The organism is Novosphingobium pentaromativorans US6-1, from assembly GCF_000767465.1.
Lineage (GTDB): Bacteria > Pseudomonadota > Alphaproteobacteria > Sphingomonadales > Sphingomonadaceae > Novosphingobium > Novosphingobium pentaromativorans.
Map to the genome: position 1 here is coordinate 2,286,395 of NZ_CP009291.1, position 12,088 is coordinate 2,298,482.

Consider the following 12,088-nt stretch of genomic DNA (forward strand, 5'->3'; position numbering starts at 1 on the left):
CTGAGGCGGGCCCCGTCCTCCGGAGCAAGTCCGGAGCCTAGAAGAAGCCCTTGAGCCAGCTTACCAGAGCGGCCAGATCCTCGCCTTCGAGCGCTACCGCGTGCCCGAGGTCGGGCACTTTCGGCCAGCCGCAGTCGACGAATTCACGGCCCTGCCATTCGCGCGATCCCTCGTAACGGGGGATCACGTGGAAATGGACGTTGGGATCCACCATCATCAGCATCAGGTAGTTGAGCCTGGCATATCCCACCGCCTTGCCCAGCGCCGCCTCGATGGCGCTTGTCGCCTGCTTGAGCTCGGCGTGGGCCGCGGCCGGCAGTTCGCCAAAGGCGGTAACCTCGGACTTGGCGGCCAGCACCAGCGAACCGAGCGTCGGCTGCGCCGCACGGGCAAGGACGACCCAGTGGTCGAACTCGGCGACCAGCGTTGCCGGGTAGCCGAATTTCTCCATCGTCACGTTCATCGTCAGTCCTCCGAAAGCCACGAAGTGATCGTACCGCCCCTGGCCCGCACATTCCATGCCTGCACGAGGCGGATCGCATGGACCAGGCAGGATAGCGCCGTCCACCAAGCCACCGCGATCAGGCCGATGTCGGGCCGCGCAAAGAGCATGGCGACGAAGAGGATCACCATGTTGGGATTGCGGCGCGCAGTGATCAGGCGGAACCGGCTGTCGAAGCGGCGCCACACGTGGATGTGCATCATGCCGTTCTGGCGCATGAACACGCCTTCGATCAGACGCTGGACGACATAACCGCCCTGGATGGCGCCCTGCACCCACCAGAAGGTCGCCGTGTCGTAGGCCAGGCCCCAGCTGGCAAGGCCGGTGGCCCAGAACCACCACCAGAACGGCGGATGAACGAGGTCCATGCCGTGATCGAAGATATTGCCCCAGTAGGAAGAGGTGATCGTGCACCGGGCGAGCTTGCCGTCCACGGTATCCAGCACCATGAACACCAGACCGGCCGCCATGCCCGACCAGTAATGGCCCTGTGCGAACAGGACCGTCGCGACCACGCAGAACACCGCGCCGACGAAAGTCACCATGTTCGGGGTGATATGCAGCCTGGCGCAGATGCGGGTCAGCACCAGGGCCCATTCCGGCCAGAGGTACTTGGTGAGCAGGTCGGTCACGCCCTTGTAGGCGCCGAAATAGCTGGCACGCTCGAGCTGGCGGACGGTATCCTTGCGCAGCGGGAGCAGGAAAGGCGTTTCGCGCTTGCGAAGCTGCTTGTTCTCGATGGTCGGCCCGGTCTCGAAAGCGACCACCGTCATCCCTGCGGTGTCGGCCAGCGGCACTCCCGCCGCCATGGCCTCGGCGATTCGGCGCGTCTGGTTCGCATCTGCAGCATGCGCGAGCGCCGGAACGCCCCCGAGGGTAAGCACCATGCCCGGCTGGGTGACGATGTGCCGGAACCATGCCGGGTCCCAGGCGAAGGCGGCCGCGGACAGGATCGCCGCCTCTTCGGGCACCGTGTCGGCAGGTGTGAGCCTGGAAGCCCGCGCAATCCGGGCCACGCGTTCGGAGACATCCAGTCCCCACAGCTTTACGGGGTTTTCGCCGATCGTGACGACCGGCAGCACTTGCGAATTTTCGACCATGGGGTCCCGAACTAGTCGAGGCCGCCGGGGCTGGCAATCGCCGTCGTCGCCAGCCGAGCGCATGCTCACGCGACGGTGCACCTTCGCCACAGAAGTGTAACTTTCCTGTGTCAAACCATGTTTCATAGTGATTTTCGGCTCGGGCGGCATTACATAGACGCCCGTGTACGGATCGATTTACGAGTTTGAATCGCTGCCGAGCTTCGGCAAGCAGGGAAGTGAGAGTCATTCTCGCTCCACTTCGCGCGTCCGCCGTGGACGTGCCGTCCCGCTGGTCGGGATCGTCCGGAATCCGCGCAGCCACCGCAACAAGGGCATCGCGCCGGAAATGGCAGATTGCTCCAACATCCTGACCGAGACGCCCCGCACCCGCGAGGATCTCCACCATACGCTCGCGGAATTTGCGCGGCGCGGCATAGACTACCTCGTGGTCGATGGCGGCGACGGTACCGTGCGTGACGTGCTGACCTGCGGCGCCGACATTTTCGGCAACGACTGGCCTACGCTGATGGTCCTGCCGAAAGGCAAGACCAACGCGCTGACCGTCGATCTCGGCCTGCCCAATCACTGGTCGCTGGCCGAAGCGCTTGCTGCAGCGCAGAACGGCAATACCGTGACCCGCCGGCCCCTGCGCGTCTCCCCGGCGGATGGCTCGGGCGGCTGCATCCAGGGCTTCATCTTCGGCACCGGCACTTTCTCGCTGGCGACCGAGGCAGGCCAGGAAGCGCATCGCCGCGGCGCCTTCAACAGCTTCGCCGTGGGCCTCTCGATCCTCTGGGCCGTCATCCAGGCGCTGTTCGGCGGCGCCGGCAACCCGTGGCGCGCATGCACCCCGACCCGCCTCGTCGACCGCTTCACCGGCCGCGCCCTGCCGCGCACAGGCCCGGGCAGGGACGACGAGCGGCTCATGACCTTTGCCACGACTTTCGAGAAGTTTCCTCTCGGCGCGCGGCCCTTCGGCAGCAATGTGCCTCCCGGGATGAAGCTGGCCGTGGTCGACTGGCCGGTACGCTGGGTGATCATGCTGGTCCCGGCCATGCTCTTCGGCTTCTACGGACGTTTCCTCAAGCGCGCGGGCGTACATCGTTTCTGCGCCAGCGACGTCGACATCGACCTCGGCGGAACGTTCATCCTCGACGGCGAGGCCTTCCCGGCCGGCCGCTATATCCTCGACGAAGGCCCGCAGCTTACCTTCGTCGTCCCGTGAGCCGCTGAGCAATGAGCGAGGATCTCGCTGGACGCGTGACGGCCGCTCTCAACCGGCCCGTCGAACCCGAAGTACGCGCCTTCGCCGAACGCCTTGGAAAAGAGGCCGGCGCACTGGCCGTCCTGTTCTACGGCTCCAACCTCAGGACCGGCTCGCTGGAAGGCGTGCTCGATTTCTACGTCCTGACGGCGGGGCCGCAGGTGGAGAAGATCTGGCCGCGCGTCAGCTATCACGAATGGGGCCATACCGGCGTCACGCTGCGCGCCAAGGTCGCGACGATGGCGCTCGAGACGTTTCGCGCCGCGGCTTCGGGCGAATTGCTCGATACGACGATCTGGGCCCGCTTCGTCCAGCCCAGCGCCCTGGCATGGCAACGCGATGAAGCGGCCGGCGCGGCCATGGCCGAGTCCATCGCCCTGGCGGCACGGACCGCCGCCCGGCTGGCGGTTGCCCTGGGTCCAGAGACCGGCACTCCCGAAGACTATTGGCGCGCCCTGTTCCGTGCGACTTATGCCGCCGAATTCCGGGTCGAAAAAGCCGGTCGCGAGGATTCCATCCTCTCTGCCAACCGCACCCATTTCGATGGCCTCCTGCCGCTGGCACTCGTGGCCGAACGGATCGACTTCGCCCGAGCTGCCGACAGCGTCATCCGCCCGGAACTGAGCGCCGCCCGCCGGGCCCGCCTGCTCGGCTGGTGGAAGAAACGGCAACGCATGGGCAAGCCCTACAACTTCATGCGCCTGCTCAAGGCCTCGACCACTTTCGACGGCGCAGCGCGCTATGCCGCCTGGAAGATCGAGCGGCACACCGGCATTCATGTCGCCCTTACGCCCTGGCGCGAGCGTCATCCGGTGCTTGCCGCACCCGGCGTGCTCTGGCAGGTTTGGCGTGCGAAAAAAGCCGCCAACGCCAAAGAAGCCGCGTGAGCATAACCCAAGCCCCTGTATCAGCCCTCATTCTTGCCGGATCGCGCCCCGGAGTGCCCGACCCGGTAGCCGGCGCCGAAGGCGTCAGCCACAAGGCCCTTGTCGAGATCGACGGCAGGCCGATGCTCGCCCATGTCGTCTCCGCGCTGCGGGATGCAGGCATCGCGCGCCTGGCCGTGGCGACGAACGATGCTCAGGTAATCGCCCTGGCGTCCGAGCTGGGCTGTGAGGCCGTCCCAGCCGCCGCCGGACCGAGCGCCAGCGTCGAAGCCGGTTTCGCGCAGCTGGGCGCACCGATGCTGGTCACGACTTCAGACCATGCGCTGCTGCGTGCGGAATGGGTTTCCGATTTTCTCGCCGATACGCCCGGCAATGCCGACGTCGCCATCCTGCTGGCCCGGCGCGAGGCGATCGAGCGCGCCATGCCCGGGAGCAAGCGCACCTACTTGCGCTTCGCCGATGGCTGGTGGTCGGGCTGCAACCTGTTCCTGCTCGCCCGAGACAATGCCAATGCCGCGATCCGGACCTGGAAAATGGTCGAGGCAGATCGCAAGCGTCCCTGGCGGATCGCCGCGAAACTGGGGATCGGCATGCTGGTGAACTATGCGCTGGGGCGCCTGACGCTGGCGGCGGCCATTGCCCGAATGGGCCGCCGGGTCGGCATCGAGGCCCGGCTAGTCGCCGCGCGCGACGGCCTGGCCGCGGTCGACGTCGACAAGCCTGCAGACCTCGCCGATGCCCGGGAAATCATGGCATCGCGAAAGATGGCGCAGTAAGCCGGGAAAAGCGCACCGTCCCGCCATACGGGGCAAGGAAACCTTGAAAAGTTTCGATCCGCGCAGGCACACCGATCACATGTACTTCATCTCGATCCGGATCGACTTCACGGTGTCGCCGACGGGAACGCCGACCTTGGTGTAGCTCGGCTTGCCGAGGTTGAAGATGTTGATCGACGGGTTGTTCGACATGCCGCCGCCGTCGCTCATGATGTCTGTCTTGCCGTTGCCGTTGAGGTCGTGGCGCACGGCAACGCCGTACGTGCCCGATTCAGGCACGGGCAGGCAGAAGGTCATCGTGCCCGCCTTGGCCGGAACCTCGATGCGCGAAAGCCACTTGCCCTTTGTCAGCCACTCCGACGAATTGGCCCGGTAGCTCTGGATGCGCAGCTTGCCCTGCGACGCCTTGACGCCATCGACGGTCACCATGACCGCCGGTCCGGAACCCGCAGTACAACGGCTCATATCGTTGTGAATCTCGTTGCGGTACTGCGCGATGGCCGGCGAAGCCGTCGCCAGGCCGATCGCGGCGAGAGCGCCGAATCCCGCAGTCAGTCGTTTCTTCATTCCGATCGATCCCTTCGGGAAGGTCGTGTTCATTTCCGCTTCCATGTAATGGACTGATTTCGCTCCATTCGCGGCGGTATTGCCGCAAGAGCAAGGCGATGTCATCTCCACCTTTTCTTGGGGCCAATCTGGCCTGTCCGCCGTGAATGCGAACTGAATTGTCGCGCAAGCCTCCAGACAGGCGGCAGTTTCGCGCAAGGACGCATCGCGAAGAAAAATCCGACCCGGCCCGCGAAGTTCCCATTTCGCATCGCGGCAACTGTCCCTATTCGGGCCTTGACCCAATATCGCGTGTGGAAAACGGGCTTCCTCGTCCTTGTCCGCACAATATCTGGTGCTTTATTCATCGTTATCCAAGGAGCCTCGATTTCCCTCATGACTGCCCCCCTGATCTCGCCCTCGATCCTGTCCGCAGACTTTTCGCGCCTGGGCGAGGAAGTGCGCGCCATTGACGAAGCGGGCGCCGACTGGATCCACGTCGACGTGATGGACGGCCACTTCGTGCCCAACATCACCATCGGCCCGGCCGTGGTGAAGGCGCTGCGTCCGCACACCGCCAAGACCTTCGACGTCCACCTGATGATCTCGCCGGTCGACAGCTACCTCGAGGCTTTCGCCGACGCCGGCGCGGACATCATCACCGTCCATCCCGAGGCAGGCCCGCACGTGCACCGCACGGTGCAGACGATCAGGAACCTCGGCAAGAAGGCCGGAATCTCGCTCAACCCGGCAACGCCGGCCAAGATGCTCGACTATCTGATCGACGAGATCGACCTCGTCCTGGTGATGAGCGTCAATCCCGGCTTCGGCGGCCAGAGCTTCATCTCCAGCCAGCTTCGCAAGATCGAGGCGGTGCGCAAGATGATCGACAAGTCGGGCCGCGACATCCGCCTCGAAGTCGATGGCGGGGTCGATGCGAAAACGGCGCCGCTGTGCGTCTCCGCAGGCGCCGATGTGCTGGTGGCTGGCTCCGCCACCTTCCGCGGCGGCCCCACGAAATATGCGTCCAACATCCGGACGCTGAAGGGCCTCGCCCCGGACAATACGGACTGACACGGTGACACTGGACACGCACAACGGTTCCCAGACCTGGAACCCGGATGAAGACCGGGCCATTCCACTGGCTGAAGCAACCGAAGTGGGTGTCGTGAACAAGACGGTGGACGAAACGCCTGCCCCTCAGCTGCGCGAGGACGCGCCCGTGGCGACCGGCGAGCAGATCGAGCCGGGGCGCGCCCTGGCGCTCGTCGACTTCTCGCCGCCGGCCCTGGGGGCAGGCGCACGCCTGATCCGGTTCGCCTATCGCCTTGGCGTGCCGGGCACGATGCTGACCGCACCGATGGGCAAGAAATCGAAGACGCGGTTGCTGGCCACGGTGAACAACACCGTACCGGGCAACCGCATCGCCGGAACGGCCCTGCGCGCGGGGCATTTCCTGGTCCACGGTGCCAAGACGCCGATCGCGCAGGTCGATTTCCATGGTGCCGCGCGGGTCACGCCGCCGCTGGAAGCGGTGGTCCACAGCTTCTCGTGGTTGACCGATCTCGAAGCCTGCGCCCCGCGCGAACAGGGCGTGCCGGTGGCCGAGCGGATCCTGACGTCATGGCTCCAGGCCAACCCCAAGCCGCCGGCCAAGCCCGGCAAGGGGCCTGCATGGAATGTCGGCCACACCGGCATGCGGTTGATGAACTGGCTGGTCCATGCGCCGCTGATCCTTTCCGGCGAGAAGGCCCTGCGCCTGCGCACCCTGCGCCACATCAACGAAACCGCGCGCTGGCTCGACCGGCAGGTCCACCACGCCGAGGACGGTCTTGCCGAAGTGGCCGGCTGGTGCGCGGTGATCGCCGCCGGTCTGCTCCTTCCCGACGGTCGTCCGCGCCGCCTCTACGGCGAAGCCGGCCTGATCCGTGCGCTGGGCGAACTGATGGGCGACGACGGCGGCGTGCTGTCGCGCAGTCCGCTGGCACAGATGGAAGCGATCGCGCTGCTGGTGCGCCTGCGCAACTGCTACCAGGCCACCCGGCGCGATCCGCCAGACGCGATCGAGCGGGTGATCGAAATGCTCGTTCCGCCGCTCCTAGCGCTGACCCATGGCGACGGTTCGCTGGGAAGCTGGCAGGGCGCCTGGGCGATCAACGGCGATGACGTGAGCGCCCTGGTCGCCGCGAGCGGCGTGCGAGCCCGTCCTTTGCGCGACGTGCGCCAGTGGGGCTACCAGCGCGCCGTCGCGCAGAAAACCATCCTGCTGTTCGACACCGCGCCTCCGCCGATGCCGAGCCATGCCCGCTACGGCTGCGCCTCGACGCTTGCCTTCGAGATGTCCCACGGCGGCCATCGCCTGATCGTCAATTGCGGCGGCGCCGCCAGCGGCGGCGGGCTGGTACCGGTCCGGCTCGAACAGGGCCTGCGCGCGACGGCGGCGCATTCGACCCTGACCATCGACGATGCCAATTCCACCGCGATCCTGATCAACGGCATGATCGGATCGGGTGTCAGCCAGGTCGATATCGACCGCAAGACGCTGCAGAATGAAAACGGCTCGAACGCCACCCGACTCGAAGCCAGCCACAACGGCTATGCCGCGCGTTATGGCCTGACTCACCGCCGCATCCTCATCCTGCGCGACGACGGGACGGAACTGCGCGGCGAAGACCTGCTACTGCCCTCGGGTCGCAAGGGGAAGCGGGGCAAGGTCGGCTATGCGCTGCGCTTCCACCTCGGCCCCGAAGTCGACGTCGCCCTGACCGAGGATGGCCAGGGCGCGGGCCTTGCACTGCCCGATGGCAGCTACTGGCAATTCCGCAGCGGCGGCGGTGATGTCTCGATCGAGGATTCGCTGTGGGTCGACGGCCATGGCCGTCCCCAGGCGACGCAGCAACTCGTCGTCCAGGGCCTCGTATCGCGGGGCGGCGGCAATTTCGGGTGGCTGCTCAAGAAGATGGGCTGACGCTCCGCCCAGCGGCGCGGGCCCTATTCTTCCAGTTCGATATCCCAGTAAAGCCAGTCCCGCCAAGTCTCGTGCAGGTAGTTAGGCGGGAAGCCCTTGCCCCGTTCCTGCAACTGCCAGCTCGTCGGCCGGATCGGCGGCACCAGCGGCGGCATGTTCGCCTGCTTGGGCGTGCGCCCCCCCTTCTTGAGATTGCACGGCGCGCAGGCGGTGAGGATGTTTTCCCAGCTCGTCCGGCCACCCAGGCGGCGCGGGATCACATGGTCGAAGGTCAGGTTATGCGGGCTGCCGCAGTACTGGCAGCTGAAGCGATCGCGCAGGAACAGGTTGAAGCGGGTGAAGGCCGGAAATTCGGAAGGCTTCACATATTGCCGCAGCGCGATCACCGAGGGGATCTGCATCGTCCAGCTCGGGCTGTGCACCGCGCGGTCGTAACTGCTGACGATATCGACCCTTTCCAGCACGACCGCCTTGATCGCGGTCTGCCAGGGCCAGAGGCTTAAGGGGTAGTAGGAGAGCGGTGTGTAATCCGCATTGAGAACCAGCGCAGGGCAGTCCGAAAGACTTCGGGAGGGATCTTCCTCCGCGCTGCGGAACCGGGCCGCGCGCTCGATCAGCTCCGACTTGAGCATGGCCTCCTGTCGCAGGCCGTCATTACGGTTTGATGGCAGCGCATGCCGGTAATCCAGCATTTGCGCGAGTCGCCGTCAAGCCTGCGTGCAATGCAGTATAATCGACAATCCACAGCTTGCGAACGCACCTTGTCGCGCGCGCCAATGCGGTTAGGACATTCCCCGCAATGTTCCGCACACGCTTTGCCCCCAGCCCCAACGGCCCGCTGCACCTGGGCCATGCCTTTGCCGCCGTGGTCGCCCATGACCTTGCGCGCGAAAGGGGCGGGCAATTCCTGCTGCGCATCGAGGACATCGACGGCGCGCGCAGCCGCCCTGAATTCATCGACGAGTTCTTCCGCGACCTCGAGTGGCTCGGCCTGCCGTGGGACGGCGAGGTCGTGTACCAGTCCCGCCGCCTCGACCGCTACATAGAGGCCGGGGAAGCGCTCAAGCACATGGGCCTGCTCTATCCGTGCCGCTGCACCCGCGCCGAGATCGCAGCCGCCGCAACCGGCAGCGGACCTGATGGCCCCGTCTATCCCGGCACCTGCCGCGGCCGCGCGGTGGATCCCGAGGGCGCAGCATGGCGGATCGACATGGCCCGGGCCACCGCACTGGCAGGCCCGCTCACCTGGGTCGACGAACTGGCTGGCGCGCAGATTGCCCAGCCCGAGCGGTTCGGCGATGTCGTCCTGCTGCGCAAGGACCTGCCCGCCAGCTACCACCTCGCCGCCACGCTCGACGACGCTGCGGACCGCATCACCCTCGTCACGCGCGGCGCGGACCTTTTCGCGGCAAGCCACGTTCACCGAATGTTGCAGGCGCTGCTGGGACTGCCGGTTCCGACCTGGCACCACCATGCCCTGCTGGTCGAACCCGGCGGCAGGAAGCTGGCCAAGCGCCGCGGATCACCCTCGCTGGGCGACCGCAGGCGGGCGGGCGAAGATGGCCTCGCCCTGGCCGATGCCTTGCGCGCCCACCGGTTCCCGACTGGTATTTCGCTCTGCGGAGGCCTAGATAGCGAGTCATGAGCTATATTCTTGTCCCCATTATCATCGTGCTGATGATCATGGTCGTCGTCAGCCTGGTGCGCGGCATCGTCGCGTTCATCAACAGCACGAAGGAAGACCTCCACCGCGACCCGGACGCGGTCGGAGCAACGCCCAACCAGCTGTTGCAGAACAAGATGATGTTCAATCGCATCAAGTACCAGGCAGCCGCAGTCCTCGTCTGCGCCCTGCTGCTGGCGATGGCGCGCTAAGAACCGTTCGACGACCTTGGTCAGGCTCAACAGGATCTATACCCGCACCGGCGATGACGGCACGACGGGCCTCGTCGACGGCTCGCGCCTGCCCAAGCATGCCGCGCGCATGGAAGCCATCGGCGCGGTGGACGAAGCCAACTGCGCCATCGGTCTTGCCCTGTGCGCCCTGGGCGATACGCCGCATGCCGGGGCTCTCACCCGAATCCAGAACGACCTGTTCGACCTGGGAGCCGACCTTGCCACGCCCGGTGAAGACTTCACCCCCGGCGAGATGACGCTGCGCATCGTGCTTTCGCAGGTCGAATGGCTCGAAAGGCAGATCGACGCCATCAACGAACATATCGCCCCGCTGAAAAGCTTCATCCTGCCCGGCGGCAGCGAAGCCGCGGCGCGGGTCCACATCGCCCGTGCCTCCGCCCGGTCGGCAGAGCGCCGGGCCGCCGCGCTCGCTGCGGCGGAACCCGCCAACCCCGCGGCTCTGGCCTACATCAACCGGTTGAGCGACTATCTCTTCGTCCTCGCCCGGGCAGTGAACGCCAACGGCGCCGACGACGTGCTCTGGGTGCCCGGCCAGAACCGCTAGGCGCCGCTAATCCCAAGACTAGGTTCCTTCCGAGCGACAATCCCGCTAGGCAACCGCCGAATTGGGATCATCAGAGGAGACTTTCGGTGCAGTCAGTCGGTATCATCGGTGCAGGTATCATGGGTTCGGGCATCGCCCAGACCGTCGCGAGCAAGGGCATGGACGTCATCCTGACCGACGTCTCGCTCGAGAATGCCGAGAAGGGCAAGGCAGGCATTGCCAAGGGCCTGTCACGGCTCGTCGCCAAGGAGAAGATGACGCAGGCGGATGCCGACGCCCTGCTGGCGCGCATCACCCCGGTTGCCGACTATGCCGCGATGTCGGGCTGCGACCTCATCATCGAGGCCGCGACCGAGCGCGAGGACATCAAGGCCAGGATCTTCGAAGCCGCCGGCAAGGTGCTGAAGGACGGCGCGATCATGGCCTCCAACACCAGCTCCATTCCGATCACCCGCATGGCCGCCCAGTCGCCCGATCCGACGCGCTTCTGCGGCCTGCACTTCTTCAACCCGGTCCCGGTCATGGGTCTCGTCGAAGTGATCCCCGGCCTTGCCACCTCGCAGGACACCACCGGGCGCATGAAGGCCTTCGGCGAGAAGCTGGGAAAGACGGTCGTACTGGCTGGCGACGCTCCCGGCTTCGTCGTCAACCGCATCCTGTGCCCGATGCTCAACGAGGCGATCTTCGTGCTGGGCGAGGGCCTGGCTTCGGTCGAGGACATTGATGCCGGCATGCGGCTGGGCGCCAATCACCCGATGGGGCCCCTGACCCTTGCCGACTTCGTCGGGCTCGACACCCTCTACGAGATCATGAAGGTATTCCACGCGACCACCGGCGATCCCAAGTACCGTCCCGCCCCGCTGCTGCAGAAGTACGTCGAGGCTGGCTGGTACGGACGCAAGTCCGGCAAGGGCTTCTACGACTACTCGGGCGAGAAGCCGGTACCCACGCGCTGACCGCACGCCAGCGACGCATTGGCAAAGCGCCCCTGCCTCACCCGAGGCGGGGGCGTTTTTCGTGGAACGCTCCGCGCGCCCCGGCCGTTACCCAAGCGAAGGAGATATCACGATGACCCAACGCCCTGACGATCTCGCCCCAGAAACTATCAATGCCGAACAGGACGACGCCGAAGCCCAGGCGCAGTCGGTGGCCGCAGAGGCAATGAACGGTTCGCTGTCGGTGCTCGGTCTCGACCAGAGCGAAAAGCTGTCCAACAGCCTCAACCCGGCCGATACTCCCGACCTCGTCGATCACATGAAGCAGATGGACACCAGCGGAACCATCGACATGTCCGCCTATCGCGGCGAGGAGACGATGGACGATCTGGAAAACCGCTATGGCCGTGCAGGCGTGGCCGATGCCGAATTCGGCAGCGACGACAGCTAAAGCCCCTTCACCCCTTCACTGCGCCGCAGTGGTGTCCTTGGCCCAGGGATTGCGGTGTTCGGCCTTGCTGGCAGCGACCCTGGCCTTTTCGCTTTTCGCCGCCTGATCCGCCGCCGGAACCGTGCAATAAGCGGTCGCCAGGATTCCAGCTGCCCAGAACAATGCGTTCCAGCGGCTTTTGAAGACGGTGGAGATTTTCGGCCCGAGCATCATGGC

The 12,088-nt window shown here is 65.8% G+C and carries 15 protein-coding genes; 10 read left to right on the forward strand and 5 right to left on the reverse strand.

Going from position 1 to position 12,088, the window contains the following annotated elements:
* Positions 1-37: 37 nt before the first annotated feature.
* Both JI59_RS10610 and JI59_RS10615 read right to left on the reverse strand, forming a co-directional pair.
* On the reverse strand, positions 38-463 hold the full coding sequence (locus JI59_RS10610; RefSeq protein WP_038576004.1) for an HIT family protein: 426 nt from the start codon (positions 461-463) through the stop codon (positions 38-40).
* A 2-nt stretch (positions 464-465) separates the two neighbouring features.
* The gene (locus JI59_RS10615) at positions 466-1,602 is read right to left on the reverse strand and encodes a CDP-alcohol phosphatidyltransferase family protein (RefSeq protein ID WP_007012734.1); all 1,137 of its coding nucleotides are present in this window, start codon (positions 1,600-1,602) and stop codon (positions 466-468) included.
* Between the two features lie 163 nt (positions 1,603-1,765).
* On the opposite strand from JI59_RS10615, the gene JI59_RS10620 reads away from it, so the two are divergent.
* The 3 genes from JI59_RS10620 to JI59_RS10630 are packed head-to-tail and all read left to right on the forward strand — an operon-like array spanning position 1,766 to position 4,511.
* Positions 1,766-2,809 (forward strand): diacylglycerol/lipid kinase family protein, encoded by a 1,044-nt coding sequence (locus JI59_RS10620; RefSeq protein WP_007012733.1) that lies wholly within the window; start codon positions 1,766-1,768, stop codon positions 2,807-2,809.
* Between the two features lie 11 nt (positions 2,810-2,820).
* Positions 2,821-3,735: a hypothetical protein gene (locus tag JI59_RS10625; RefSeq protein ID WP_007012732.1), complete on the forward strand. Its 915-nt coding sequence runs from the start codon at positions 2,821-2,823 to the stop codon at positions 3,733-3,735.
* Positions 3,732-4,511, forward strand: a complete 780-nt coding sequence (locus JI59_RS10630; RefSeq protein ID WP_038576007.1) for a nucleotidyltransferase family protein — start codon at positions 3,732-3,734, stop codon at positions 4,509-4,511. Before JI59_RS10625 ends, JI59_RS10630 begins: the two co-directional genes overlap by 4 nt.
* A gap of 75 nt (positions 4,512-4,586) precedes the next feature.
* On the opposite strand, the gene JI59_RS10635 is transcribed toward JI59_RS10630, so the two are convergent.
* On the reverse strand, positions 4,587-5,111 hold the full coding sequence (locus tag JI59_RS10635) for a DUF2141 domain-containing protein (protein ID WP_420798895.1): 525 nt from the start codon (positions 5,109-5,111) through the stop codon (positions 4,587-4,589).
* 342 nt (positions 5,112-5,453) lie between these two features.
* Between JI59_RS10635 and rpe the strand changes: the two genes are divergently transcribed.
* Both rpe and JI59_RS10645 read left to right on the forward strand, forming a co-directional pair.
* On the forward strand, positions 5,454-6,131 hold the full coding sequence (gene rpe, locus JI59_RS10640) for a ribulose-phosphate 3-epimerase (RefSeq protein WP_007012729.1): 678 nt from the start codon (positions 5,454-5,456) through the stop codon (positions 6,129-6,131).
* Positions 6,132-6,135: 4 nt separating this feature from the next.
* Positions 6,136-8,025, forward strand: a complete 1,890-nt coding sequence (locus JI59_RS10645) for a heparinase II/III family protein (RefSeq protein WP_007012728.1) — start codon at positions 6,136-6,138, stop codon at positions 8,023-8,025.
* A 23-nt stretch (positions 8,026-8,048) separates the two neighbouring features.
* Here JI59_RS10645 and JI59_RS10650 read toward each other — a convergent pair whose 3' ends face one another.
* The gene (locus JI59_RS10650; RefSeq protein ID WP_013831562.1) at positions 8,049-8,657 is read right to left on the reverse strand and encodes an HNH endonuclease; all 609 of its coding nucleotides are present in this window, start codon (positions 8,655-8,657) and stop codon (positions 8,049-8,051) included.
* A gap of 167 nt (positions 8,658-8,824) precedes the next feature.
* On the opposite strand from JI59_RS10650, the gene gluQRS reads away from it, so the two are divergent.
* From gluQRS to JI59_RS10675, 5 genes are all read left to right on the forward strand, one after another.
* Positions 8,825-9,670: a tRNA glutamyl-Q(34) synthetase GluQRS gene (gene gluQRS, locus JI59_RS10655; protein WP_007012726.1), complete on the forward strand. Its 846-nt coding sequence runs from the start codon at positions 8,825-8,827 to the stop codon at positions 9,668-9,670.
* A complete protein-coding gene (locus JI59_RS10660; RefSeq protein ID WP_007012725.1) occupies positions 9,667-9,900 on the forward strand; it encodes an HIG1 domain-containing protein in 234 nt (77 codons plus the stop codon). Before gluQRS ends, JI59_RS10660 begins: the two co-directional genes overlap by 4 nt.
* 16 nt (positions 9,901-9,916) lie before the next feature.
* A complete protein-coding gene (locus JI59_RS10665; RefSeq protein WP_007012724.1) occupies positions 9,917-10,486 on the forward strand; it encodes a cob(I)yrinic acid a,c-diamide adenosyltransferase in 570 nt (189 codons plus the stop codon).
* Between the two features lie 86 nt (positions 10,487-10,572).
* The gene (locus tag JI59_RS10670) at positions 10,573-11,442 is read left to right on the forward strand and encodes a 3-hydroxyacyl-CoA dehydrogenase family protein (RefSeq protein WP_007012723.1); all 870 of its coding nucleotides are present in this window, start codon (positions 10,573-10,575) and stop codon (positions 11,440-11,442) included.
* A gap of 112 nt (positions 11,443-11,554) precedes the next feature.
* Positions 11,555-11,872, forward strand: coding sequence for a hypothetical protein (locus JI59_RS10675; protein ID WP_007012722.1), 318 nt, complete (start codon positions 11,555-11,557; stop codon positions 11,870-11,872).
* Between the two features lie 15 nt (positions 11,873-11,887).
* Here the strand turns inward: JI59_RS10675 and JI59_RS10680 are convergent, their stop codons facing one another.
* A complete protein-coding gene (locus JI59_RS10680; protein WP_238532504.1) occupies positions 11,888-12,082 on the reverse strand; it encodes a hypothetical protein in 195 nt (64 codons plus the stop codon).
* Positions 12,083-12,088: the final 6 nt, after the last annotated feature.